Source organism: Variovorax sp. J31P179 (assembly GCF_030316985.1).
Classification (GTDB): Bacteria; Pseudomonadota; Gammaproteobacteria; order Burkholderiales; family Burkholderiaceae_C; genus Variovorax; species Variovorax ginsengisoli_B.
Genome location: NZ_JASZYL010000010.1, coordinates 105,915 through 128,926, shown reverse-complemented (window position 1 = coordinate 128,926; position 23,012 = coordinate 105,915). Strand labels below are relative to the sequence as shown.

Sequence of the window (23,012 nt, the reverse complement as noted above, 5' to 3'; positions counted from 1 at the left end):
CCATGATCAACGCGCTCGAGTCGTCATCCACCCGCCCCTACCTGATCCGGGCGTTGTACGAATGGTGTACCGACAATGGCTTCACGCCGTATGTCGCGGTGCAGGTCGACGACACGGTGCAGGTGCCGCGCGAGTACGTCAAGAACGGCGAGATCGTGCTGAACATCAGCTTCGACGCGACCAGCTCGCTCAAGCTCGGCAACGACTTCATCGAGTTCAAGGCCCGCTTCGCCGGGACGGCGCGCGAGATCAGCGTGCCGGTCGGCCGCGTGATCGCGATCTATGCCCGAGAAAACGGGCAGGGCATGGCGTTCCCGGCGCCGGCGCCGGCACCGGCGCCGGCCGATGGGGCTGCCGCACCGGCCGTCGCGACGCCGTCGGCCGCCTCGACCCGGACACCGCTGCGCGACGCATCGCGCGGCACCGAAGGCGACGCCAGCAAGGTCGTGCACCTGGTGACCGGGGAGGGCGAGGAGCCGGCCGCCACCAGCAGCAGCAGCACGCCGCCGCCGGACCCGGAAGACCCGCCACGGCCGCCGGCCGGCGGCGGGGCGCGTCCATCGCTCAAGCGCATCAAATGAACGGCGCGGCCCGGTTCGTTCCGGCCCGCTAAAATCCCAGGTCCCGCCGCTTTAGCTCAGTTGGTAGAGCAACCGCCTTGTAAGCGGTAGGTCGTCAGTTCGATTCCGACAAGCGGCACCAATTTCCTGGCGCATCCGTCCGGCGCTCCCATGAACACTTCATCGAATGCCCTCGCCGCCGGCGGGCGCGTGCAGGCGCTGCAGCGCCGCGCCACCGCCGTGCAATGGATTCGCAAGACCCACGGCTGGATCGGCCTCTGGGGCGCGATCCTCGGCCTGCTCTTCGGCACCGCAGGCATCTGGCTCAACCACCGCGCGGTACTCAAGCTGCCGATGGCCCAGCAGCGCGCAAACGCCCAGCTGGCGCTGCCCGAGCCGCCACCGGCGAGCGCGGCCGAGATGGCCGTCTGGCTGCAGGCGGCCCTGGACCAGGACCGGCCTCCGAACTCGGTGCGCACCGAGCCCGCGCGACCGGTGGCCTGGGGCGAGAAGGGCAAGCCCGACACGCTGATGCAGCCCGAGCGCTGGACCTTCAATTTCGGCGGACCCGACGCCATCGTCCAGGCCGACTACTGGCGCGGCAACCGCTCGGTCGGGGTCACGACCACCCAGAACGGTTTCGTCGCCACGCTGACCAACATGCACAAGGGCACCGGCATGTCGGTCGGCTGGATCCTGCTGGTCGACACCTTGGCCGGCAGCCTGATCTTCCTGTCGATCTCCGGGGTGATCCTCTGGATGCTCACCCACCGCCGCCGCGCCGTCGGGCTGGCCATCTTCGGGACCTCGGTCGCCCTGACCCTGGGTCTGGCGCTGGCGCAGCTCTGAAGCCCCGGCGCGGCCGGCCTCAGCGCCGCGACATCACCTTGATCCGGATCGTCGAGACGTCCCAGCCGCGCGACTTGAGGCGCGCCTGCAGCATCGGCGCCAGCTGACGCAGCTTGGCGGCCGCGGCGCTGCCGTTCACCAGCATGCACCAGACGTCGGCTTCGGCCGGCCCGGCCTGGACCGCGGCGCGCATCTCCGTCGGGATCAGGTCCTGCACCGCGGCCAGCCGTTCGTTGGCGTCGCGCGCGCGCGCCGCCAGGCTCGCCAGGGTGGGCGAACCCTCGGCGGCTTCGAGCAGGGTGACGGCGGGGTTGAGGCGGCGGTACATGGACGGTTCGAAGGCAGTGGGCGGGCAATGGGCGGCGGTTCGGAAGGTCGAGGCAAGGTGGCTAAAATCAGCGGTTTGCCGGCATCCTGCGCGCCGGCCCGCTTGCCTTTTGGTCAAGCGCGCCCAAGTTCGTTCTCTTGTCTATCTTAGGGATTTCGGTCGAGGCGCCCGCATCCGGCGAGTGTGCATCGATCTCCATTCATGGCCACCAACTTCCTGACTCAAATTTTCGGCAGTCGCAATGACCGGCTCCTGAAGCAGTATCGCAAGACGGTCGAACGCATCAACGCGCTGGAGCCGTCCTTCGAGAAGCTCGACGACGCGGCGCTGCGCGCCAAGACGCAGGAGTTCAAGGACCGCGTCGCCAAGGGCGAGTCGCTCGACGACCTGTTGCCCGAGGCCTTCGCCACGGTGCGCGAGGCCTCGAAGCGGATCATGAAGATGCGCCACTTCGACGTCCAGCTGCTGGGCGGCATGGCGCTGCACAACGGCAAGATCTCCGAAATGCGCACCGGCGAGGGCAAGACCCTGACGGCGACCTTGCCGGTGTACCTGAACGCGCTCACCGGCAAGGGCGTGCACGTGGTCACGGTCAACGACTACCTCGCCAACCGCGACGCCCGCTGGATGGGCCGGCTCTACAACTACCTCGGGCTCTCGGTCGGCATCAACCTGCCGCAGATGCCGCGCGAGGAGAAGCAGCAGGCCTACGGCAGCGACATCACGTACGGCACCAACAACGAGTACGGCTTCGACTACCTGCGCGACAACATGGTCTACGAGCCGGGCGACCGGGTCCAGCGCGGGCTGAACTATGCGATCGTCGACGAGGTCGACTCGATCCTGATCGACGAGGCCCGCACGCCGCTGATCATCAGCGGCCAGGCCGAGGACCACACCGAGCTCTACCTGGCGATCAACAAGGTCGTGCCGCTGCTGGTCAAGCAGGAGGGCGAGGCCGACCCCCGCACCGGCGAGGGCGTCACCAAGCCGGGCGACTTCACGGTCGACGAGAAGACCCACCAGGTGTTCCTGACCGAGGACGGCCACGAGAAGGCCGAGCAGGTGCTGTCCGAGTTCAAGCTGCTGCCCGAGGGCGCCTCGCTCTACGACCCGGCCAACATCACATTGATGCATCACCTGAACGCGGCGTTGCGGGCCCGGCATCTCTATCACCGCGACCAGCACTACGTGGTGCAGCAGGGCGAGGTCGTGATCGTCGACGAGTTCACTGGCCGCCTGATGACCGGCCGCCGCTGGAGCGACGGCCTGCACCAGGCCGTGGAAGCCAAGGAAGGCGTCGAGATCCAGGCCGAGAACCAGACCCTGGCCTCGATCACCTTCCAGAACTACTTCCGCCTGTACGGCAAGCTGGCCGGCATGACCGGCACGGCCGACACCGAAGCCTACGAGTTCCAGGAAATCTATGGTCTCGAGACCATGATCATCCCGCCGAACCGGCAGAGCCGGCGCGAAGACCAGCTCGACCGCGTCTACAAGACCACGCGCGAGAAATACGAGGCCGCGATCCAGGACATCCGCGAATGCCACGAGCGCGGCCAGCCGGTGCTGGTCGGCACCTCGTCGATCGAGAACTCCGAGATCATCGCCGGTCTGCTCGAGAAGGCCGGCCTGCCGCACCAGGTGCTGAACGCCAAGCAGCATGCGCGCGAAGCCGACATCGTGGCCCAGGCGGGCCGCACCAAGATGATCACGATCGCCACCAACATGGCCGGTCGCGGGACCGACATCGTGCTCGGCGGCAACGTGGAGAAGCTGATCGAGGCGGTCGAGGCCGACGAGTCCAGGGACGACTCGGCCAAGGCCGCGGAAATCGCCAGCCTGCGCGCCCAGTGGGACAAGGACCACGAGTTCGTGAAGTCGCTCGGCGGCCTGCGCATCATCGCCACCGAGCGCCATGAGTCGCGTCGTATCGACAACCAGCTGCGCGGCCGCTCGGGCCGCCAGGGCGACCCGGGTTCCTCGCGCTTCTACCTGAGCCTTGACGACCCGCTGATGCGCATCTTCGCCGGCGACCGCGTGAAGGCGATCATGGACCGCCTGAAGATGCCCGACGGCGAGGCGATCGAGGCCGGCATCGTGACCCGCAGCATCGAGAGCGCGCAGCGCAAGGTCGAGGCGCGCAACTTCGACGTCCGCAAGCAGCTGCTGGAGTACGACGACGTCTCGAACGACCAGCGCAAGGTGATCTACCAGCAGCGCAACGACATCCTCGACGCGACCGAGCTGACGGCGCAGATCGAGGCTTTGCGCGAAGGCTGCTTCACCGACCTGGTGCGCCAGTACGTGCCGGCGGAATCGGTCGAGGAGCAATGGCAGCTGGCCGACCTCGAGAAGGTGCTGAGCGACGAATGGGGCCTCGAGATCCCGCTGCGCCAGCAGGTCGAGGCCGCGACCGCGATCGGCGACGAGGACGTGGTCGAGAAGGTGGTAGCCGCCGCCAACGAGGTCTTCAACGCCAAGCTGGCGCTGATCGGCCAGGAGAACTTCACCCAGTTCGAGCGCATGGTGCTGCTGCAGAGCATCGACACCCACTGGCGCGAGCACCTGGCGTCGCTCGACTACCTGCGCCAGGGCATCCACCTGCGCGGCTATGCGCAGAAGCAGCCCAAGCAGGAATACAAGCGCGAGGCGTTCGAGCTCTTCGGCCAGCTGCTCGATTCGGTCAAGAACGAGGTCACGCGCCAGCTCATGACGGTGCGCGTGCAGTCGGGCGAACAGCTCGAAGAGGCGGCCGAGGCGATGGAGAGCCGCGGCGAGAACCTCGCCAACATCACCTATACCGCGCCGACCGAGACCGGCGAGGTCGAGGTCCGGGTCGACGAGGAAAGCCAGCGTCGCCAACTCGCCGGTGGCCTCTCCGCCGGTGCCGCGGCCTTCGCGCGCGTTGGCCGCAACGACCCGTGCCCCTGCGGCAGTGGCAAGAAATTCAAGCAGTGCCACGGCAAGCTCACCTGACATCCATCGACAGGATTTCTCCATGCCAGTGAATCTCTCCGCACCCGACCCCGCCGCGCTGCATGCGGTGCCCGGCGTTCGCATCGGCGTGGCCGAAGCGGGCGTGCGCAAGGCCAACCGCAAGGACCTGACGGTCGTCCTGATCGACGAAGGCGCCGCGGTCGGCGGCGTGTTCACCCAGAACCGCTTCTGCGCGGCGCCGGTCCAGGTCTGCCGCGAGCACCTGGCTAAGGATTTCGGCATCCGGGCGATGCTGATCAACACCGGCAACGCGAACGCCGGCACCGGCGAGGACGGACTGGCGCGCACCCGCGCCACCTGCATCGCGCTGGCGCGCCACCTGAACCTGGCGCCCGAGCAGATCCTGCCGTTCTCGACCGGCGTCATCATGGAGCCGCTGCCGATCGACCGCATCGAAGCCGGCCTGCCCGCCGCGCTCGCCGATGCCGCGCCCGACCATTGGGCGCGCGCGGCCGAGGGCATCATGACCACCGACACCGTGCCCAAGGCCTTCAGCCAGCAGGTGCAGATCGGCGGCGCGACCGTCACGGTCACCGGCATCAGCAAGGGCGCCGGCATGATCCGGCCGAACATGGCGACCATGCTCGGCTTCATGGCCACCGACGCGAAGATCGACCCGGCGCTGATCCAGCCCCTGGCCAAGGCATTGGCCGATGCGTCCTTCAACCGCGTGACGATCGACGGCGACACCTCGACCAACGACTCGTTCGTGGTCATTGCGACCCAGAAGGCGGCGCATGCCACGATCGGCTCGCTCGAATCGCCCGAAGGTCGCGCGCTGCTCGAAGCGATGCGCAACGTTGCCCGCCAGCTGGCGCAGGCCATCGTGCGCGACGGCGAAGGCGCAACCAAGTTCATCACCATCCGGGTCGAAGGCGGCAAGGATGCGGCCGAGTGCCGACAGGTCGCCTATGCGGTCGCGCATTCGCCGCTGGTCAAGACCGCGTTCTTCGCCAGCGATCCGAACCTGGGCCGAATCCTCGCGGCGGTCGGCTACGCGGGCATCGCCGACCTCGACCAGACCGGCATCGACCTCTACCTGGACGATGTCCACGTGGCGATCAAGGGCGGCCGCAATCCGGCCTACCGCGAGGAAGACGGCCAGCGCGTCATGAAGCAGAGCGAGATCACGGTGCGCATCGCGCTCGGACGCGGCAGCGCCGCCGACACCGTCTGGACCTGCGACCTGAGCCACGACTACGTCTCGATCAACGCCGACTACCGGTCATGAATCCTCAGTTCGAACGCCTGCTCGAGCGGGCCGAGCACCTCATCGCGCGCATCGAATCGATCCTGCCGCAGCCGCTCGCGGCGCCGGCCGACTGGAGCGCCTCGATCGCCTGGCGCTACCGCCGCCGCAGCTCCGGCCATGGCACGCTCGAGCCGGTGCGCCACGTGGCCGCGATGTCGCTCGACGCACTGAAGGAGATCGACGTCCAGAAGGACAAGATCGAGCGCAACACGCGCCAGTTCGTCGAAGGCAAGCCGGCCAACAACGTGCTGCTGACCGGCGCCCGCGGCACCGGCAAGTCCTCGCTGATCCGGGCCTGCCTGCAGGCCTATGCGCCGCGGGGCCTGCGCCTGATCGAGGTCGACAAGGCCGAGCTGACCGACCTGCCCGACATCATCGAGGTGGTCGCGAACCGGCCCGAGAAGTTCATCATCTTCAGCGACGACCTCAGCTTCGACGAGGGCGAGCCGGGCTACAAGGCGCTGAAGTCGATCCTCGACGGCTCGATCGCGGCGTCGACGCCCAATGTGCTGATCTACGCGACCAGCAACCGGCGCCACCTGCTGCCCGAGTACATGAAGGACAACCTCAGCTACACCCATACCGACGATGGCGAAGTCCATCCGGGCGAGGTGATCGAGGAGAAGATCTCGCTGTCGGAGCGCTTCGGTCTCTGGGTCAGCTTCTATCCCTTCAGCCAGAACGAATACCTGGCGATCGTCGCGCAATGGCTGTCCTCGTTCGGCGTCGATGCCGAGGCGGTCGAAGCGGCGCGGCCCGAGGCGCTGGTGTGGGCGCTCGAGCGCGGCTCGCGCAGCGGACGCGTGGCCTACCAGTTCGCGCGCGACTACGCCGGGCGCGCTGGCGCCGCATGACCGAGACGCGCAAGCACACCGAGGTCGCGGTCGGCATCCTGATCCGCGAGGACGATGCGCTGCTGCTCTCGACCCGGCCCGAAGGCAAGCCCTATGCCGGCTACTGGGAATTCCCCGGCGGCAAGCTCGAGGCCGGCGAGACCGTCGAGGAGGCGCTTCGGCGCGAACTGCACGAAGAGCTCGGCATCACGATCGCCGGGGCCGCGGTCTGGAAGGTCACCGAGCACGACTACCCGCATGCGCTGGTGCGCCTGCACTGGTGCAAGGTGCATCGCTGGAGCGGCGATTTCGAGATGCGCGAGGGCCAGGCGATGTGCTGGCAGCAACTGCCGCTCGACGTGACGCCGGTGCTGCCGGGCGCACTGCCGGTGCTGGCCTGGCTGGCCCAGGAGCGCGGGCTGGTCTTCGAGCCGCCCGCTGCTTAGCAGGGGCCGAGGCTGGCGGCCTACTGCCGCTTCGGATCGCCGAACGGATCGTCGTCCGGGGGCGCATCGGCCGGCATCCTGAATTCTTCGCTGGCCCAGGCACCCAGGTCGATGCCCTTGCAGCGCGCGCTGCAGAACGGCCGGTAGGGATTGCTGGCCGCGTAGACACTGTCTTGTCCGCATGCCGGGCAGCGGACGATCCGCTCGCCGATGGAATTCGTCGCACCGCTCATCGGATGTCTCAGGCGCAAAGGGTCAGTTCGAACGGGGCCTCGTCCGTGCTTTGGTGAAGGCGATCATCGGTGCCATGCCGCATCAGCCTGACCGACACCATCAGCCGGTTGCCGGAAATCTCGGGAATCAGCCCGAGCTTGGGGTCGATGCGCAGGCGCAGCAACTGGAAGCTGCGGCCCTGCGGCAGGGTCTGCTGGAACTGGCCGTTGGCCGCGATCACCTTGTAGGGCACGTCGGCATCGCGCAGCAGCTTGAGCAGCAGGTAGATCGATTCGGCCAGCGGCGCGAGCGTGGACGACCAGCGCTCGAGGTCGGCGCGGCGCTCGTGGGCGCGGCGGTTCTGCCAGGCGTAGTAGGCCGGCAGGTCGAACTCGCAGGTGCCGCCCGGAATGCCCGCGCGGCTGCGGATGCTCATCAGCCACTCGTTCTCGGTCAGGGCCTGGCCGGCCTTTCCCGGCACCGTGTTGAGGGTGGTGAAATTGCTTTCGAGCTTGCCCACCACCTGGTCGAGCACCGATTCGGCGATGGCCGGGTTGCCGCGGTAGCTGTTGAAGACGTTCTTGTGCTTGTCGAGGTCCCGCAGCACATCGGCCTTGAGGTCGGCGCGCGCCGCCACGTCCATGATCTCGAAGATTGTGACGAGTGCGTAGTGATGCAGCAGCGGCGAATCGGCCGGGACCAGCTCGCCAAGGCGACGGAACAGGTGTTCCAGCCGAAGGTAGGTCCGGATGCGCTCGTTGAAGGGGTACTCGTAGAGGATCACGCGTGGTGGCTTCCGGTTGCAGATGATAGCTTCAAGAGGCCTTCGAGGGGGCGGCGGGCAGGATCTTGCGAACCGCTTCGAGCATCCGCTGGCCGACCACCAGCTGCCCGTGCATCGACAGGTGTGTGTCGTTCGGGAAAAAATAGTCGCGGACCTTGTTTTTCTGCTCGAACGAGAGGCTGAACAGGTCGGGGCCGATGTCGGCGGCACCGAATGCCGTCACGAAATCTTTCGAATGTTCCGGCTTGACATACACGGTGGTCTTGTTGGGGATGATCATCCACAGCACGGCGCGCCGCGGATGGGCGTCGCCGAAGGCCTTCATCTGGGCCGCGTGCTGCACCGTGAGCTCGCCGTTCTCGTCGTCGGCCGGCCAGAACGGGACCTTGTCGCAGAGCTGGTGGCTGAACAACGCGCAGCCCTCGGGAACCGGTCGCACCAGGATCTTGTCGTTCGAAAGGATCGGCTCGGTCGCCTCGCGCGCCCGCCGGGTGTTGCGATAGATCCGCACGCCCGAGGTCAGCTTGCCGTCCCAGTTGAGCACCGGCGCCGGCACCGACGAGGGCGACTCGAAGAAAGGCTTGATGCCGGCCGAAAAGGGCTTGGCCATCGTCTTGCAGGTCTGGGTGGCGACCATGCGTTCGTTCACCAGGCGTTCGATGCTCTCGACGATCACCAGCTTGCCGCGAAAGCCCGCGCGATCGAGCCAGGCATCGAAGTCGCCGCAGAGCTCCTCGTTGATCTGGCCCCAGAAGGTGGTCGTGACCCGGTAGCCGGCCCGGGTCAGCATCGATTGCCAGCGGTTCGACATCGAGAAGCTGTCGCCGATCACCACGATGTCGGCTTCGGCCACCGGCACCGCATTGAGGTACTTCGGGTCGACGTGCGGCGGTTCGATGCGCCAGCCGAAGGCGGTCTCCGACAGCAGGCCGATGCGGGTCATGTCGCCATAGAAGGGCGGCGTTTTCAAGGTCACGATCAGCAGCGAGATGATGACGAGGAAGCCGGCCCCGAAGATCCGCAGCCAGAGTTTCGCGGGAGTCATATCAGAATTGGAAATAGAGGAAGGGGCTGTACGAGCCCAGCTTCGAAACGCAGACGCCCAGCAGGTACACCGTGAAGGCGGCCATCAGCGCCGTGAACACCCAGGCCAGGCGCGGCCGGCCGGCCAGCGCCTGCAGCTGCGGCACCCAGCGCTGCAGCGTGATGGTCGGCGGCATGACCAGGCAGATGAACAGCCCGACCAGCAGCGTATGGAAGAAGTCGTTCTTGCGGTAGGGCACGGCGCCGAGTTCGCTGAACACCGAATCCGAGGTGCCGTGCAGCCCGAGCATGGCCTGGTAGATGGTGGTCGCGGCGTGCATGCTCTCGGACCGGAACACCACCCAGGCGATCATCACGCAGACGAAGGTCAGCAGCCAGCCGAGCAGGCCCGCCAGCCTGCCGGGCTTGGCGTTGCGGCGCACCTTGGCGTTCCAGAGGTGGTTCACCATCAGGAAGAAGCCGTGCAGTGCGCCCCAGATGACGAAGGTCCAGGCGGCCCCGTGCCACAAGCCGCCCAGCAGCATCGTCAGGAACAGGTTCAGGTAGCGGCGCGCCGGCCCCTTGCGGTTGCCGCCCAGCGGCACGTAGAGGTAGTCGCGCAGGAAGGTCGACAGCGAGATGTGCCAGCGGCGCCAGAACTCGATGATGTTGGTCGACTTGTAGGGCGAATTGAAGTTGAGCGGCAGCTGCACGCCGAGGCACAGCGACAGGCCCACGGCCATGTCCGAGTAGCCCGAGAAGTCGAAGTAGATCTGCAGCGTGTAGGCCAGCACGCCGACCCACGCGGTGCCCATCGTCGGCGTCAGGCCCTTGTGGACGCCGTTGAACATCAGGTCGGCGTACTCGCCCATCGGGTCGCCGATCAGGAGTTTCTTGGCCAGCCCGAAGACGAAGATCGCCAGCCCGAGCGCGACCTTGTCGAAGTCGACCCGGTAGGTTGCCGGATTGGCGAACTGCGGCATCATCTGCGCGTGGTGCAGCACCGGGCCCGCGATCAGATGGGGAAAGTAGGTGACGAACAGCACGTAATGCACGAAGCTGCGCTCGTGCACCTTGCCTTGCCAGCAGTCGACCAGGAAGGCGATCTGCGTGAAGGTATAGAACGAGATCCCGATCGGCAGCGCGATGTGCAGCATCGAGATCGGCGAGTAGCCTGCGGCCAGCAGGCCGTCGTTGACGTTGGCGACGAAGAAGTTCGCGTACTTGAACACCGCCAGCACGCCCAGGTTGACCACCAGCGCGAACACCAGCATCTTCTTGCGGCCGGGGTCGGTGCGTCCGGGGCCGGGGGTCAGGCGCAGGCCGGCCCAGTAGTTGAAGCAGATCGAGCCCAGCAGCAGCGGCAGCGCCTGGACGCTCCACCAGCCATAGAAGAACAGGGAGGCGAGCGCCAGAAATCCGGCGGCGGCCCGTGCGTTGCGCTTTCCGATCAGGAAGAACCCGACCAGCACGATCGGGAAAAAGAAAAAGATGAACGCGTACGAATTGAAAAGCATCTTGGGGGAGGGCTGTCTCGCGGGGTCGAAACGCACGCCGCTTTCTTGTTGTCGGGCGCACGCGCGCCGGCGGACCGGAGATTATCGCGTGTCCGCGACGGCCCAGCGATCCCAAAGACTCCGGACTTCGAGGGAGAGTTCCGCCAGCGACAAGGTCTCGTTGAAGATCAGCGCATCGGCGGCCGCGCGCCGCAGGCTGCGTTCGGCCTGCTGCGCGATCACGGCGCGGACCGCTTCCGGCGCCCAGCCGGAACGTGCCACCACACGATGCAGCTGCACCGCCTCGGAAGCGTCCACCACCAGCACCCGATCGACGATGGCGCGCCAGCGCCTGGACTCGACCAGCAGGGGGACGTCGAAGACGAGCGTCTGGCCGGCCGCCGCGGTCGCCGCCTGCCGTTCGCATTCGACGCCGATCAGCGGATGCAGGATGGCTTCGAGCCGGCGCTTGGCGTCCGGGTCCGCGAACACGAGCTCGCGCATCCGCGCCCGGTCGAGGCCGCCGTCGGCCGCAATGACCGAAGGGCCGAACTCGGCCTCCAGCGCCGGCATGGCGGCGCCTTGCGGCTGCGCCACCGCCCGGGCGATCGCATCGGTGTCGACCAGCTTGGCGCCGAGCCCGACCAGCAGCGATGCGACGGTGCTCTTGCCGCTGCCGATGCCGCCGGTCAGGCCGATGCGCATGGTGCGCCCGCCCTCAGAGCCCGACCGCGCGCAGGATCGCGTCCGGGCCGAAGATCATGGCGGTGAAGCCGGCAGCGGCCAGAAAGGGCCCGAAGGGCACGTAGCCGCCTTCGCGCAGGCCGCTGCTGAACTTGAGCGCGAGCCCGACCACCACGCCGATCACCGACGCCATCAGGATGATCGGCACCAGCGCCTGCCAGCCGAACCAGGCGCCGAAGGCCGCGAACAGCTTGAAGTCGCCATAGCCCATGCCCTCCTTGCCGGTGGTCAGCTTGAACAGCCAGTAGATGGCCCAGAGCGACACATAGCCGGCCACGGCGCCCCAGACCGCATGGGCGAGGGGCACACCGGTGAAGCCTGCGATCGATGCCAGCAGGCCGCCCCACAGCAGCGGCAGGGTGATGTCGTCGGGCAGCAGGGTGGTGTCCCAGTCGATCAGCGCCAGCGCCAGCAGCGCGGCGGCGAAGGCGCACCAGGCCAGCGCGCCGTACTGGCCGGGCATGCGCCAGACGCACCAGGCGAACAGCGCACCGGTCAGCAGTTCGACCACCGGATAGCGCAGGCCGATCGACGCCTTGCAGGAAGAGCAGCGGCCGCGCAGCGCCAGGTAGCTCAGCACCGGAACGTTCTCGTACCAGCGGATCACGTGGCCGCATTGCTGGCAGCGCGAATGCGGCACCATCAGGTTGAAGGGCTCGACGGCGGGCGCCGCCGCCGCGTCGCCCTCGGCGAGGCTCGCGCATTCGGCCGCCCACTGCCGCTCGAGCATCTTGGGCAGCCGGTAGATCACGACATTGAGAAAACTGCCGATCATGAGCCCCAGCACGCCGGCCATTGCGGCGTCCACCCCCTGCGACACCAGCATCAGACGACCTGGCCGAGCTTGAAGATGGGCAGGTACATCGAGACCACGATGCCCCCGATGATCACGCCCAGGAAGACGATGATGATGGGTTCCATCAGGCTCGACAGGCCGGCGACCATGTCGTCGACTTCCGACTCGTAGAAGTCGGCCGCCTTGCCCAGCATGTGGTCGATCGAGCCCGATTCCTCGCCGATCGCGGTCATCTGCAGCACCATCGACGGGAACAGGTTGGCGTTGGTCATCGCGGTGGTCAGGCTGGTGCCGGTCGACACCTCCTGCTGGATCTTGACCGTTGCATCGGCATACACCGAATTCCCCGAGGCGCCGCCGACCGAATCGAGTGCCTCGACCAGCGGCACACCGGCGGCGAACATCGTGGCCAGGGTGCGGGTCCAGCGGGCGACGCAGGACTTGTCGATCAGGGTGCCGAAGATCGGCAGGCGCAGCAGCAGGCGGTCCATGACCTTCTGCACCCGCTCGTTGCGCTTCCAGGCCTGCAGGAAGAAATAGATGCCGCCGCCGATCACGCCGAAGATCAGCCACCAGTAGGAGACGAAGAATTCACTGATGCCCATGACGATCAGGGTCGGCGCGGGCAGGTCGGCGCCGAAGGAAGTGAACACCTGCTTGAAGGCCGGGATCACGAAGATCATGATGATCGCCACCACCACGAAGGCCACCACGATGACCGAGGTGGGGTACATCAGCGCCGACTTGATCTTCGACTTGATCGCCTCGGTCTTCTCCATGTAGGTGGCCAGCCGGTCGAGCAGGTCTTCGAGGATACCGGCCGCCTCGCCGGCCTCGACCAGGTTGCAGTAGAGGCTGTCGAAGTACTTCGGGAACTTGCGGAACGCCGCCGAGAGCGAGGTGCCGGTCTCGACGTCGCTGCGGATGTCGTTGAGCAGCTTGGCCACGCTCGGGTTGGCATTGCCGCGGCCGACGATGTCGAAGGCCTGCAGCAGCGGCACGCCGGCCTTCATCATGGTCGCCAGCTGGCGCGTGAAGATCGCGATGTCCTTGGGCTTGATCGCCTTGCCCGAGCGCATCCGGCGCTTCTTGATCTTGGTCGTGAGGATGCCCTGGCGCCGCAGGGCGGCCTGCACCTGGTTCTCGCCGGCGGCGCGGACTTCGCCGCGGACGGTCTTGCCGTTGCGGTCCTTGCCTTCCCACTCGAAGACGAATTCCTTGACCGTCCGGGACGATGCTGTTGCCGTTGCCATGGGATCTCCGCTTCTCCGTGTGCTGGTGCTGCTGCTGATGCGTGCGAATCGACGCGTTCTATTCGTTGGTGACTGCCAGCACTTCTTCGAGCGAGGTCAGCCCCTGCATGACCTTGCGCAGGCCCGACTGGCGCAGCGACCTGACGCCCTCGGACTCGGACTGCTTGGCGATGTCGAGCGAGGTGCCGTCGCGAAGGATGATCTTCTGGATCTCCTCGGTGATCGGCATCACCTGGTAGATGCCGACGCGCCCCTTGTAGCCGCCGTTGCAGGCCGAGCAGCCCACCGGGTGGTAGGGCTTCCAGGAGCCGTCGAGGTCGCTGTCCTTGAAGCCGGCATCGAGCAGGGCCTGCCGCGGCACCTCGGTCGGCGTCCGGCACACGGTGCAGAGCCGGCGCGCCAGCCGCTGGGCGGTGATCAGGATCACGCTGGAAGCGATGTTGAAGGGCGCGATGCCCATGTTGCGCATCCGCGTCAGCGTGGTGGGGGCGTCGTTGGTGTGCAGCGTCGACAGCACCAGGTGGCCGGTCTGGGCCGCCTTGATCGAGATGTCGGCGGTTTCGATGTCGCGGATTTCGCCGACCATGATGATGTCGGGATCCTGGCGCAGGAAGGCCCGCAGCGCGGTCGCGAAGGTCAGGCCGGCCTTGTCGTTGACGTTGACCTGGTTGACGCCCGGCAGGTTGATTTCGGACGGGTCCTCGGCGGTCGCGATGTTCACGCCGGGCTTGTTGAGCAGGTTCAGGCAGGTGTACAGCGACACCGTCTTGCCGGAGCCGGTCGGCCCCGTGACCAGCACCATGCCGTAGGGGCGGCCGATGGCCGTGAGCAGGCGCTCTTTCTCGTCGGCGTCGTAGCCGAGCGCGTCGATGCCGAGGCGGGCGCTGCTCGGGTCGAGGATACGGATCACGATCTTCTCGCCGAACAGCGTGGGCAGCGTGCTGACCCGGAAGTCGATCACGCGCTCGGGACCGATCTTGAGCTTCATCCGGCCGTCTTGCGGGATCCGCTTCTCGGAGATGTCGAGCCGGGAGATGACCTTGATGCGCGAGGCCAGCTTGTCCTTGATGACCGTCGGCGGGCTGGCGATCTCGCGCAGCTCGCCGTCGATGCGGAAGCGCACGCGGTAGTTGTGCTCGTAGGGCTCGAAGTGGATGTCGGAGGCCCGCATGCTGAAGGCGTCCAGCAGCATCTTGTGCAGGAACCGGACGACCGGCGCGTCCTCGACTTCGGCCACCGCCGGGTCGTTGCTTTCGCTCGAGGTGTCGGCCGAGACTTCGTCGAACTCGAATTCGGTGCCGATGATGCTGTCGATGGTCTCGGAGGCGCTCACCGCCGCCGCCTCGATCATGCGGGAAAGCTTGTCGTACTCCGCGATGACCCAGTCCACGCCCATCTGGGAGGCGAACTTGATCTTTTCGGCCGCCTGCTGGTCCGAAGGATCGGCTGTTGCGACAATGAGACGGTTGTTGCGCTTGCTGAGCACCACGACCCGGTAGGCCTGGCACAGCTTGGGGTCGAGCAGGTCCTTGGGCAGCCGCTGGGAATCAATGGCGTCGAGGTCGAGCAGCGGAGCGCCGAAGGCGCTCGACAACGTGTGCGCCAGGTCGGCCGCCGACACGGCGCCGGTGCCGGTCAGCTCGGCAATGAAGCTGGTCCTGCCGCTCAGGGACTTCTGGTAGATGTCCTCGGCCGTCTTGGCCGGGAGCTTTCCGGCCGAAACCAGTGCGCGCGCAAGCCCTGGAAGGGCGATCGGCGAGCTGTCTTTGACGAGGGGTTCGGCTGCGGCCATTCAACGAATGTAAGAAACGTGAAAATTTGCTTCACGATCATCGCTGATCGCCCAAGCGCTGTAAACCGCTGCGCGGCAACGGTTCCGCGGAGCATTTGGCAATTACAGCCCTGAAAGGCTGATGGGGGTGAGAGGGTCGGACCTCCTTTGCACTGCCCTGCTCCAGGGGCCCGCTGCCTGAGTTAATGGGCATCAATGGGCAAACCCTGTGCAATCGACGCACCGGAGGCTTAGCGTAGCACAGCGTCCAGGGACGCCGAAAGGGATGTTGCGGGGATGCCGCACACCGGTTGATGGCGCAGAGGATTCGAAACGACTCGGTCGTTGCCTGCGCGGTCAGCAGGCGGTCCACGTTGCATGGACGCCAGAAATGTCGAGTTGATTCAAGAAAAATGGTCGGGGTGAGAGGATTCGAACCTCCGGCCTCTACGTCCCGAACGTAGCGCTCTACCAGGCTAAGCTACACCCCGATGGTGCTGATTGCGAGAACAGTGACACGACCGTGGCGTTCACTCGGGTGAGTTGATCGTCAGGCGCGCCGCTCAAGCAGCTGAGCCGCTAATTGTAGCAAAGCCGCGGAGTGCGGATTTGCAGAAAAACCACGAAGCGCGTCGATCGCGCGTTGCGCCTCGGCGGCGGCGGCGGCGCGCGTGGCTTCCAGGGCGCCGGTTTCGCGCACGATGGCGACGATCTGCGGCAGTTGCGTCGTGTCGCCGGCCTCGATGGCGTCGCGGATCAGCGCCTGCTGCGCCGCCGTGCCGCGCTGCATCGCGAGGATCAGCGGCAGCGTGGTCTTGCCCTCGCGCAGGTCGTCCCCGACGTTCTTGCCGGTTTCGCTGGCGTCGCCGGCGTAGTCGAGCACGTCGTCGATGACCTGGAACGCCGTGCCCAGCGCTTGCCCGTAGGTGGCGCAGGCTTCTTCGACGTCCGGCGGCACCCCGGCCAGCACGGCGGCGAGCCGCGTGCTGGCTTCGAACAGCTTGGCGGTCTTCGAGCGGATGACGCGCAGGTAGGCGTCCTCGTCGAGGGTGGCGTCGTGCATGTTCATGAGCTGCAGCACCTCGCCCTCGGCGATCACGTTGGTCGCCTCGGCCAGGATCTGCATCACGCGAACGTCGTCGGCGTCCAGCATCATCTGGAAGGCGCGCGAGTAGAGGAAGTCGCCGACCAGCACGCTTGCCGGGTTGCCGAAGGATTCGTTGGCGGTCGGGCGGCCGCGGCGCAGCGTGGACTCGTCCACCACGTCGTCATGCAGCAAGGTGGCGGTATGGATGAACTCCACCACGGCGGCCAGGTTGAAGCGCTGCTCGCCGCGATAGCCCAGGGCGCCCGCCATCAGCAGCAGCAGCGCCGGGCGCAGCCGCTTGCCGCCCGCGGAGATGATGTATTTCGAGACTTGGCTGACCAGCGGCACGCCGGTGTCGAGCCGACGTGCGATCACGAGATCGACGCTGTCCATGTCGTCGGCGATCAGGCTGAGAACGGCGGCGGCGGGGGAGGTGTCGGCGGCGTGAACTGACAAAGGCAAGGGCGCTTGCGCGCAGCAGGAGATGCGACGATGGCGCTGGCGGCCGGGGAGGCCGGAGGGGCCGGAAGCTGTCGATTATAGGGACGGCCGGCCCGGTCCCCAGGCGGCCCCGGCATGCCATGTGGCGCAAAACGGCCGGAGTGCTATAATCGTGGGCTCTACGGAATTCGCCGTGGAGCCATCTTTTCCCAAGAGGTCAATAATGTACGCGGTCATAAAAACCGGCGGCAAGCAGTATCGCGTTGCTTCCGGCGAAAAAATTAAAGTAGAACAGATTGCTGCGGACGTGGGCCAGGAAATCGTGATCGATCAGGTGCTCGCAGTCGGAACCGGCAGCGAAATCAAGGTCGGTACGCCCCTGGTATCCGGCGCCACGGTGACGGTCACGGTCCTGTCGCACGGCAAGCACGACAAGGTTCGCATCTTCAAGATGCGCCGTCGCAAGCACTATCAGAAACGTCAAGGCCATCGCCAGCAGTTCACTGAACTGCAAATCGGCGCGATCGCCGGCTAAGGAGCACATTCCATGGCACAGAAAAAAGGCGGCGGCTCAACGCGAAACGGGCGCGATTCCAAGCCCAAGATGCTCGGCGTGAAGCGCTTCGGCGGCGAACTGATCAGCGCAGGCTCGATCATCGTGCGCCAGCGCGGTACCCAGTTCCACCCCGGCGTCAACGTCGGCATCGGCAAGGACCACACGCTGTTCGCCCTGGTCGAAGGCACTGTTTCCTTCGGCACCAAGGGTGCGCTCAACAAGCACACGGTCAATGTGACGCCGGCGTAAGCCAGTCACTTCGACCCGATCGGAGCCCCGCTTTGCCGGGGCTTTTTCATTTTGTAGACTGACTGACTGGACATCTCATGAAGTTCGTGGACGAAGCCTTCATCGACGTCGCCGCCGGCGACGGCGGCAACGGCTGCGTGTCGTTCCGCCATGAGAAGTACAAGGAGTTCGGCGGTCCGAACGGCGGCGACGGCGGTCGCGGCGGCCATGTGTTCGCGGTCGCCGACTCGAACCTGAACACGCTGGTCGACTTCCGCTTCTCGCGCCGTCACGACGCCAAGCGCGGCCAGCACGGCATGGGCTCCGACATGTTCGGCGCCGCCGGCGAGGACATCACGCTGAAGATGCCGGTCGGCACCATCATCTCGGACGCCGAGACCGGCGAGGTGCTCTACGAACTGCTGACGCCCGGCGAGGTCATCACGATCGCCAAGGGCGGTGACGGCGGTTTCGGCAACATGCGCTTCAAGAGCGCCATCAACCGTGCGCCGCGGCAGAAGACACCCGGTTGGCCAGGCGAAAAGAAGAACCTCAAGCTCGAACTCAAGGTGCTGGCCGACGTCGGCCTGCTGGGCATGCCGAACGCCGGCAAGTCGACCTTGATCAGCGCCATCTCCAACGCGCGTCCGCGGATCGCCGACTACCCGTTCACGACCCTGCACCCGAACCTGGGCGTGGTGCGCGTCGGGCCGGAGCAGAGCTTCGTGGTCGCCGACCTGCCGGGCCTGATCGAAGGCGCCTCCGAAGGTGCGGGCCTGGGCCATCTGTTCCTGCGCCACCTGCAGCGCACCCGCCTGCTGCTGCACGTGATCGACCTGGCCCCCTTCGACGAGGGCGTGGACCCGGTCGCCCAGGCCAAGGCGATCGTGGGCGAGCTCAAGAAATACGACAAGGCCCTGTACGAGAAGCCGCGCTGGCTGGTGCTGAACAAGCTCGACATGGTGGCCGACGACGAGCGGGCCGCGAAGGTCAAGGATTTCGTCAAACGGCTGCGCTTCAAGGGGCCGGTGTTCGAGATCTCCGCGCTCACGCGCGAAGGCTGCGAACCGCTGGTGCAGGCGATCTACCAGCACGTCAAGGCGCAGCAGGTGGCCGAGCAGCCGCCGGTCGAAGTCGATCCACGCTTCCCCGATCTCCAGCCATGAGTTCGACTTCCGGCTCCACCGTCTTGCGCGACGCGCGCCGCATCGTCGTCAAGGTGGGCTCCAGCCTCGTGACCAACGAGGGGCGCGGGCTCGACGAAGCTGCCATCGGCGAATGGTGCCGGCAACTGGCGGCGCTGGTGCGTGACGGCCGAGAGGTCGTGATGGTGTCGAGCGGCGCGATCGCCGAAGGCATGAAGCGCCTCGGCTGGCGCACCCGCCCGCACGAGATCCACGAACTGCAGGCCGCCGCCGCCGTCGGCCAGATGGGCCTGGCGCAGGTCTACGAGACCAAGCTGCGCGAGAACGGCATGGGCAGCGCCCAGGTGCTGCTGACCCACGCCGACCTGGCCGATCGCGAGCGCTACCTCAATGCGCGCTCGACCCTGGTGACCCTGCTGGCGCTGGGCGTGGTGCCGGTCATCAACGAGAACGACACGGTGGTCACGGACGAGATCAAGTTCGGCGACAACGACACGCTGGGCGCGCTGGTCGCCAACCTGGTCGAGGCCGATGCGCTGGTGATCCTGACCGACCAGAAGGGCCTGTTCACGGCCGACCCGCGCAAGGATCCGGCTGCCCGTTTTGTCGACGAGGCGGCCGCCGGCGACCCTGAGCTCGAAGCCATGGCCGGCGGCGCCGGCAGCAGCATCGGGCGCGGCGGCATGATCACCAAGATCCTGGCGGCCAAGCGCGCGGCGGGTTCCGGCGCCTCGACCGTGATCGCCTGGGGCCGCGAGCCCGACGCTCTGCTGCGCCTGGCGCGCGGCGAGGCGATCGGCACCCTGCTGGTCGCCCAGACTGCCAAGCACCAGGCGCGCAAGCGCTGGATGGCCGACCATCTGCAGCTGCGCGGCGCGGTCCTGGTCGATGCCGGCGCGGCGGCCAAGGTCCGCGGCGAGGGCAAGAGCCTGTTGCCGATCGGCATGACGGGGGTGGAAGGCGAGTTCTCGCGCGGCGACGTGATCGCCATCCGTGATGCCCAGGGCGTCGAACTCGGGCGCGGACTGGCGAATTATTCGAGCGCCGAGGCGCGGATGCTGTGCCGCAAGCCCTCGTCGGAGTTCGAGCGCCTGCTGGGCTATGCGGCCGAGCCGGAGATGGTGCACCGCGACAACATGGTGCTGCTGCAGGGCTGAGCGCCCGCGGGGCGCTGGCCAGTCACTCGACTTCGCGCACCGGCGCCTTCAGGACCCGGATCATCTCGCCGACCGAGCCCCGCGGGGCATCGCCGCGGCACAGGGCCTGCGCCGCCAGTGCCTTGGTGTAGATCGAGTTGCGTTCGCTCAGGCGCTTCCATTCGGGCGCCGGCGTCGGGTCCCAGGCGCCGTTGGTGAAGCGCGCGTAGCTCTTGTATTCGGCCGTGGCGCAGCGCAGCCCCTCGTAGTAGGCGTTGAGCGCGCCGCCCTCCTTGTGGGTGGCCACCACCACGTAGCGGACCACGCCGTCGCCGGTGATCTTGATGGTGGCCGGATCGACGCCGAACTTCAGCGTCATGTAGGGCGGCATGGTGATCGGGACCAGCTTGTTCAGGTCGAAGGCCGGCGGCGGCGGCGCCTCGGTTTCCTTCCAGTCGACATCGCCGAACACCTGGGCCTGGGCCAGGCCGGCGGCGCCCAGCGCGCAGGCCAGCAGCAGCGCGCGGCCGGCGCGGCTAGCGGGGGAAGTGGGACGGGTCGTTCGTCGAGGCAGGATCGTTGGCAAGATTGGCATTCGGGTTGGGATCGAAGCTGGCGCCGGGCGGCAGCTCGAAGGTCGGTTCGTGGCCCGCGCCGGGCGGATGGCGCTCGAATTCACGGGCCCGCACATTGCTGCGCAGGAAGCGGTTGCGGAAATCCTGCCGAGGCAGGTAGCGGGCGAGTTCGGTCAGCGCCATCTCGTAGACGCCGCGCTTGAACTCGACCACGACGTCGAGCGGCACCCAGTAGTCGTGCCAGCGCCAGGCGTCGAACTCCGGGTGATCGGTGGCGCGCAGGTTCAGATCCCAATCGTGACCGGTCAACTGCAGCAAATACCAGATCTGCTTCTGGCCCTTGTAATGGCCTCGTGCGTCTCGGCGGATGAACCGATCCGGCACCTCGTAGCGCAACCAGTCGCGGGTACGGGCGACGATCCGCACATGCTCCGGATGGAGACCTACTTCCTCGTGCAGTTCCCGGAACATGGCCTGCTCGGGACTTTCGCCGCGATCGATGCCGCCTTGCGGAAACTGCCAGGAATGGGTGCGGATGCGTTTGCCCCAGAAAACCTGGTTTCTCTGGTTGAGCAGGATGATGCCGACGTTGGGCCTGAAGCCGTCCCGGTCGAGCATAATCAAACCCCAATTTTTTGAACTGAGTCGATTATGCATGCCGGGTTGCGCACGGCAAGCGACCGGTTCCAGGACCCCCCAGGACCTGCCCTCCCGACCACCCGTTCCAGCCCCCTGCGAGACCGATGAAAGCTTCCCGATTCTTTATCTCCACCCTCAAGGAAGCGCCCGCCGATGCCGAGGTCGCCAGCCACCGCCTCATGATGCGCGCCGGCATGATCAAGAAGCTGGGCACCGGCATCTACACCTACATGCCCATGGGCCTGCGCGTGATCAGCAAGGTCGAGGCCATCGTGCGCGAGGAAATGAACCGGGCCGGCGCTGTCGAGCTGGCGATGCCGGTGGTGCAGCCGGCCGAGATCTGGCAGGAAGCCGGGCGCTTCCAGGGTTACGGCCCTGAGCTGCTGCGCATCAAGGACCGGCATGACCGCGATTTCGTGATCCAGCCGACCAGCGAGGAGGTCGTGACCGACATCGCGCGCCAGGAGATCCGCAGCTACAAGCAGCTGCCGAAGAACTTCTACCAGATCCAGACCAAGTTCCGGGACGAGCGCCGGCCCCGTTTCGGCCTGATGCGCGGACGCGAGTTCATCATGAAGGACGCCTACAGCTTCGACCGCGACCTCGACGGCGCCAAGGCCAGCTACAAGATCATGTCGGACGCCTACCGCCGGGCCTTCGACCGCTTCGGCCTGCGCTACCGGGCGGTGGCGGCGGACAGCGGCGCCATCGGCGGCGACGTCAGCCAGGAGTTCCAGGTGATCGCCGCGACCGGCGAGGATGCGATCGTCTACTGCCCCGACAGCGACTACGCCGCCAACATGGAAAAGGCCGAGGCGCTGGCGCCCGCCGGCCCGCGTCCTGCGGCCGTAGGTGCGCTCACCAAGACGCCGACGCCCGGCAAGGCGACCTGCGAGGACGTAGCCCTGCTGCTCGGCGTGCCGCTGGCGACCACCGTGAAATCGCTGGTGCTGGCCACCGAAGAGCTGGACGACGCCGGCAATGTCAAGAAGGTCCAGGTCTGGCTGCTGCTGCTGCGCGGCGACCACGACATGAACGAGATCAAGGTGAGCAAGGTGCCGGGGCTCGACCAAGGCTTCCGCTTCGCCACCGTGACCGAGATCGAAGACCATTTCGGCTGCAAGCCGGGCTACCTGGGCCCGCTGAACCTCAAGCAGCCGGTCAAGATCGTCGCCGACCGCGAAGTCGCGGTGTTGGCCGACTGGATCTGCGGGGCCAATGAAGTCGACTTCCACCTGACCGGCGTCAACTGGGGGCGCGACCTGCCCGAGCCCGATGCGGTGGCCGACCTGCGCAACGTGGTGGCGGGCGATGCCTCGCCCGACGGCCGCGGCCTGCTCGCGATCGAGCGCGGCATCGAGGTCGGCCATGTGTTCGTGCTCGGCACCAAGTACAGCAAGCCGATGAACGCCACCTTCCTCGACGAGGCCGGCAAGCCGCAGTTCCTCGAGATGGGCTGCTACGGCATCGGCATCACGCGGCTGCCGGCGGCGGCGATCGAGCAGAACAACGACGAGCGCGGGATCATCTGGCCGGACGCGATCGCACCGTTCACGGTGGTGGTCTGCCCGATCGGCATGGACCGCAGCGCCGAGGTCAAGACGGCGGCCGAGGCCCTCTACGAGCAGCTGCTGGCGGCCGGCGTCGACGTGCTGCTCGACGACCGCGGCGAGCGTCCGGGCGCGATGTTCGCCGACTGGGAGCTGATCGGCGTGCCGCACCGGGTCGTGATCTCCGACCGCGGCCTCAAGGAAGGCCAGCTGGAATACCAGCATCGCCGCGACACGGCGGCGACCAAGGTGCCGGCGGCCGGCATCGCCGACTTCATCGCGGGCCGCTTGGCGGCGGCCTGAGCCG

At 66.9% G+C, this 23,012-nt stretch carries 23 protein-coding genes and 2 tRNA genes; 12 read left to right on the top strand and 13 right to left on the bottom strand.

Features of this window, described 5'->3' with window-relative positions; all coding sequences use genetic code 11:
* Nucleotides 1-2 precede the first annotated feature (2 nt).
* The 3 genes from QTI17_RS24545 (at nt 3) to QTI17_RS24535 (ending at nt 1,409) form a co-directional block, all read left to right on the top strand.
* Nucleotides 3-581: a ClpXP protease specificity-enhancing factor gene (locus QTI17_RS24545; RefSeq protein WP_286536271.1), complete on the top strand. Its 579-nt coding sequence runs from the start codon at nt 3-5 to the stop codon at nt 579-581.
* A 45-nt stretch (nt 582-626) separates the two neighbouring features.
* A tRNA-Thr gene (locus tag QTI17_RS24540) sits at nt 627-702 on the top strand.
* Nucleotides 703-731: 29 nt separating this feature from the next.
* Nucleotides 732-1,409, top strand: a complete 678-nt coding sequence (locus QTI17_RS24535) for a PepSY-associated TM helix domain-containing protein (RefSeq protein ID WP_286536270.1) — start codon at nt 732-734, stop codon at nt 1,407-1,409.
* Nucleotides 1,410-1,428: 19 nt separating this feature from the next.
* On the opposite strand, the gene QTI17_RS24530 is transcribed toward QTI17_RS24535, so the two are convergent.
* Entirely contained in the window at nt 1,429-1,737 is a 309-nt protein-coding gene (locus QTI17_RS24530; RefSeq protein ID WP_286523435.1) for a hypothetical protein, read from the bottom strand.
* 201 nt (nt 1,738-1,938) lie between these two features.
* Here QTI17_RS24530 and secA point away from each other — a divergent pair, with 201 nt between their 5' ends.
* From secA to QTI17_RS24510, 4 genes are read left to right on the top strand one after another with little or no spacing between them, the layout of a single operon-like run.
* Nucleotides 1,939-4,716, top strand: coding sequence for a preprotein translocase subunit SecA (secA, locus tag QTI17_RS24525; protein ID WP_286536269.1), 2,778 nt, complete (start codon nt 1,939-1,941; stop codon nt 4,714-4,716).
* Nucleotides 4,717-4,738: 22 nt separating this feature from the next.
* Nucleotides 4,739-5,968 (top strand): bifunctional glutamate N-acetyltransferase/amino-acid acetyltransferase ArgJ, encoded by a 1,230-nt coding sequence (gene argJ, locus QTI17_RS24520; protein WP_286536268.1) that lies wholly within the window; start codon nt 4,739-4,741, stop codon nt 5,966-5,968.
* Nucleotides 5,965-6,843 (top strand): ATP-binding protein, encoded by an 879-nt coding sequence (locus QTI17_RS24515; protein ID WP_286536267.1) that lies wholly within the window; start codon nt 5,965-5,967, stop codon nt 6,841-6,843. Before argJ ends, QTI17_RS24515 begins: the two co-directional genes overlap by 4 nt.
* Entirely contained in the window at nt 6,840-7,268 is a 429-nt protein-coding gene (locus QTI17_RS24510) for an NUDIX domain-containing protein (protein WP_286536266.1), read from the top strand. Before QTI17_RS24515 ends, QTI17_RS24510 begins: the two co-directional genes overlap by 4 nt.
* A 20-nt stretch (nt 7,269-7,288) precedes the next feature.
* Here the strand turns inward: QTI17_RS24510 and QTI17_RS24505 are convergent, their stop codons facing one another.
* From QTI17_RS24505 to QTI17_RS24460, 10 genes are all read right to left on the bottom strand, one after another.
* Nucleotides 7,289-7,501 carry a DNA gyrase inhibitor YacG gene (locus tag QTI17_RS24505; RefSeq protein WP_286523430.1) on the bottom strand — a complete coding sequence of 71 codons (213 nt, stop codon included), beginning with the start codon at nt 7,499-7,501 and terminating at the stop codon, nt 7,289-7,291.
* Nucleotides 7,502-7,509: 8 nt separating this feature from the next.
* Nucleotides 7,510-8,265 (bottom strand): cell division protein ZapD, encoded by a 756-nt coding sequence (gene zapD, locus QTI17_RS24500; protein WP_286523429.1) that lies wholly within the window; start codon nt 8,263-8,265, stop codon nt 7,510-7,512.
* Between the two features lie 31 nt (nt 8,266-8,296).
* On the bottom strand, nt 8,297-9,310 hold the full coding sequence (locus QTI17_RS24495; RefSeq protein WP_286536265.1) for an alginate O-acetyltransferase AlgX-related protein: 1,014 nt from the start codon (nt 9,308-9,310) through the stop codon (nt 8,297-8,299).
* Nucleotide 9,311: 1 nt separating this feature from the next.
* The gene (locus QTI17_RS24490; RefSeq protein ID WP_286536263.1) at nt 9,312-10,805 is read right to left on the bottom strand and encodes an MBOAT family O-acyltransferase; all 1,494 of its coding nucleotides are present in this window, start codon (nt 10,803-10,805) and stop codon (nt 9,312-9,314) included.
* Between the two features lie 81 nt (nt 10,806-10,886).
* Nucleotides 10,887-11,489, bottom strand: coding sequence for a dephospho-CoA kinase (coaE, locus tag QTI17_RS24485; protein WP_286536260.1), 603 nt, complete (start codon nt 11,487-11,489; stop codon nt 10,887-10,889).
* A 13-nt stretch (nt 11,490-11,502) separates the two neighbouring features.
* A complete protein-coding gene (locus tag QTI17_RS24480; protein WP_286536258.1) occupies nt 11,503-12,354 on the bottom strand; it encodes a prepilin peptidase in 852 nt (283 codons plus the stop codon).
* A complete protein-coding gene (locus QTI17_RS24475; RefSeq protein WP_286504868.1) occupies nt 12,354-13,577 on the bottom strand; it encodes a type II secretion system F family protein in 1,224 nt (407 codons plus the stop codon). Before QTI17_RS24475 ends, QTI17_RS24480 begins: the two co-directional genes overlap by 1 nt.
* Nucleotides 13,578-13,635: 58 nt before the next feature.
* Complete coding sequence (pilB, locus tag QTI17_RS24470) at nt 13,636-15,369, bottom strand: type IV-A pilus assembly ATPase PilB (RefSeq protein ID WP_286536257.1); 1,734 nt, start codon at nt 15,367-15,369, stop codon at nt 13,636-13,638.
* 393 nt (nt 15,370-15,762) lie between these two features.
* Nucleotides 15,763-15,839, bottom strand: a tRNA-Pro gene (locus QTI17_RS24465).
* Between the two features lie 59 nt (nt 15,840-15,898).
* Nucleotides 15,899-16,891, bottom strand: a complete 993-nt coding sequence (locus QTI17_RS24460) for a polyprenyl synthetase family protein (protein ID WP_286536381.1) — start codon at nt 16,889-16,891, stop codon at nt 15,899-15,901.
* 208 nt (nt 16,892-17,099) lie between these two features.
* Between QTI17_RS24460 and rplU the strand changes: the two genes are divergently transcribed.
* The 4 genes from rplU (at nt 17,100) to proB (ending at nt 19,962) form a co-directional block, all read left to right on the top strand.
* Nucleotides 17,100-17,411 carry a 50S ribosomal protein L21 gene (gene rplU / locus QTI17_RS24455; protein WP_286369298.1) on the top strand — a complete coding sequence of 104 codons (312 nt, stop codon included), beginning with the start codon at nt 17,100-17,102 and terminating at the stop codon, nt 17,409-17,411.
* A 12-nt stretch (nt 17,412-17,423) separates the two neighbouring features.
* Nucleotides 17,424-17,681: a 50S ribosomal protein L27 gene (gene rpmA / locus QTI17_RS24450; protein WP_286369136.1), complete on the top strand. Its 258-nt coding sequence runs from the start codon at nt 17,424-17,426 to the stop codon at nt 17,679-17,681.
* 77 nt (nt 17,682-17,758) lie between these two features.
* Entirely contained in the window at nt 17,759-18,826 is a 1,068-nt protein-coding gene (gene cgtA / locus QTI17_RS24445; RefSeq protein WP_286536255.1) for an Obg family GTPase CgtA, read from the top strand.
* Nucleotides 18,823-19,962, top strand: a complete 1,140-nt coding sequence (gene proB / locus QTI17_RS24440; protein ID WP_286536254.1) for a glutamate 5-kinase — start codon at nt 18,823-18,825, stop codon at nt 19,960-19,962. Before cgtA ends, proB begins: the two co-directional genes overlap by 4 nt.
* A 22-nt stretch (nt 19,963-19,984) precedes the next feature.
* On the opposite strand, the gene QTI17_RS24435 is transcribed toward proB, so the two are convergent.
* Both QTI17_RS24435 and QTI17_RS24430 read right to left on the bottom strand, forming a co-directional pair.
* Nucleotides 19,985-20,536 (bottom strand): CNP1-like family protein, encoded by a 552-nt coding sequence (locus QTI17_RS24435; protein WP_286536253.1) that lies wholly within the window; start codon nt 20,534-20,536, stop codon nt 19,985-19,987.
* Nucleotides 20,478-21,134 (bottom strand): RNA pyrophosphohydrolase, encoded by a 657-nt coding sequence (locus QTI17_RS24430; RefSeq protein WP_286523959.1) that lies wholly within the window; start codon nt 21,132-21,134, stop codon nt 20,478-20,480. Before QTI17_RS24430 ends, QTI17_RS24435 begins: the two co-directional genes overlap by 59 nt.
* Nucleotides 21,135-21,259: 125 nt before the next feature.
* Between QTI17_RS24430 and QTI17_RS24425 the strand changes: the two genes are divergently transcribed.
* Nucleotides 21,260-23,008, top strand: coding sequence for a proline--tRNA ligase (locus tag QTI17_RS24425; protein WP_286536251.1), 1,749 nt, complete (start codon nt 21,260-21,262; stop codon nt 23,006-23,008).
* Nucleotides 23,009-23,012: the final 4 nt, after the last annotated feature.

What these genes read in the sequence shown, in the direction of transcription:
- QTI17_RS24510 (WP_286536266.1), top strand. Translation starts at nt 6,840, where the DNA reads ATGACCGAGACGCGCAAGCACACCGAGGTCGCGGTCGGCATCCTGATC.
- QTI17_RS24505 (WP_286523430.1), bottom strand. Translation starts at nt 7,501, where the DNA reads ATGAGCGGTGCGACGAATTCCATCGGCGAGCGGATCGTCCGCTGCCCG.
- QTI17_RS24535 (WP_286536270.1), top strand. Translation starts at nt 732, where the DNA reads ATGAACACTTCATCGAATGCCCTCGCCGCCGGCGGGCGCGTGCAGGCG.
- QTI17_RS24475 (WP_286504868.1), bottom strand. Translation starts at nt 13,577, where the DNA reads ATGGCAACGGCAACAGCATCGTCCCGGACGGTCAAGGAATTCGTCTTC.
- QTI17_RS24515 (WP_286536267.1), top strand. Translation starts at nt 5,965, where the DNA reads ATGAATCCTCAGTTCGAACGCCTGCTCGAGCGGGCCGAGCACCTCATC.
- QTI17_RS24430 (WP_286523959.1), bottom strand. Translation starts at nt 21,134, where the DNA reads ATGCTCGACCGGGACGGCTTCAGGCCCAACGTCGGCATCATCCTGCTC.
- argJ (WP_286536268.1), top strand. Translation starts at nt 4,739, where the DNA reads ATGCCAGTGAATCTCTCCGCACCCGACCCCGCCGCGCTGCATGCGGTG.
- cgtA (WP_286536255.1), top strand. Translation starts at nt 17,759, where the DNA reads ATGAAGTTCGTGGACGAAGCCTTCATCGACGTCGCCGCCGGCGACGGC.
- QTI17_RS24545 (WP_286536271.1), top strand. Translation starts at nt 3, where the DNA reads ATGATCAACGCGCTCGAGTCGTCATCCACCCGCCCCTACCTGATCCGG.
- QTI17_RS24495 (WP_286536265.1), bottom strand. Translation starts at nt 9,310, where the DNA reads ATGACTCCCGCGAAACTCTGGCTGCGGATCTTCGGGGCCGGCTTCCTC.
- proB (WP_286536254.1), top strand. Translation starts at nt 18,823, where the DNA reads ATGAGTTCGACTTCCGGCTCCACCGTCTTGCGCGACGCGCGCCGCATC.
- QTI17_RS24480 (WP_286536258.1), bottom strand. Translation starts at nt 12,354, where the DNA reads ATGCTGGTGTCGCAGGGGGTGGACGCCGCAATGGCCGGCGTGCTGGGG.
- rpmA (WP_286369136.1), top strand. Translation starts at nt 17,424, where the DNA reads ATGGCACAGAAAAAAGGCGGCGGCTCAACGCGAAACGGGCGCGATTCC.
- secA (WP_286536269.1), top strand. Translation starts at nt 1,939, where the DNA reads ATGGCCACCAACTTCCTGACTCAAATTTTCGGCAGTCGCAATGACCGG.
- pilB (WP_286536257.1), bottom strand. Translation starts at nt 15,369, where the DNA reads ATGGCCGCAGCCGAACCCCTCGTCAAAGACAGCTCGCCGATCGCCCTT.
- coaE (WP_286536260.1), bottom strand. Translation starts at nt 11,489, where the DNA reads ATGCGCATCGGCCTGACCGGCGGCATCGGCAGCGGCAAGAGCACCGTC.
- QTI17_RS24490 (WP_286536263.1), bottom strand. Translation starts at nt 10,805, where the DNA reads ATGCTTTTCAATTCGTACGCGTTCATCTTTTTCTTTTTCCCGATCGTG.
- QTI17_RS24435 (WP_286536253.1), bottom strand. Translation starts at nt 20,536, where the DNA reads ATGCCAATCTTGCCAACGATCCTGCCTCGACGAACGACCCGTCCCACT.
- QTI17_RS24530 (WP_286523435.1), bottom strand. Translation starts at nt 1,737, where the DNA reads ATGTACCGCCGCCTCAACCCCGCCGTCACCCTGCTCGAAGCCGCCGAG.
- rplU (WP_286369298.1), top strand. Translation starts at nt 17,100, where the DNA reads ATGTACGCGGTCATAAAAACCGGCGGCAAGCAGTATCGCGTTGCTTCC.
- QTI17_RS24425 (WP_286536251.1), top strand. Translation starts at nt 21,260, where the DNA reads ATGAAAGCTTCCCGATTCTTTATCTCCACCCTCAAGGAAGCGCCCGCC.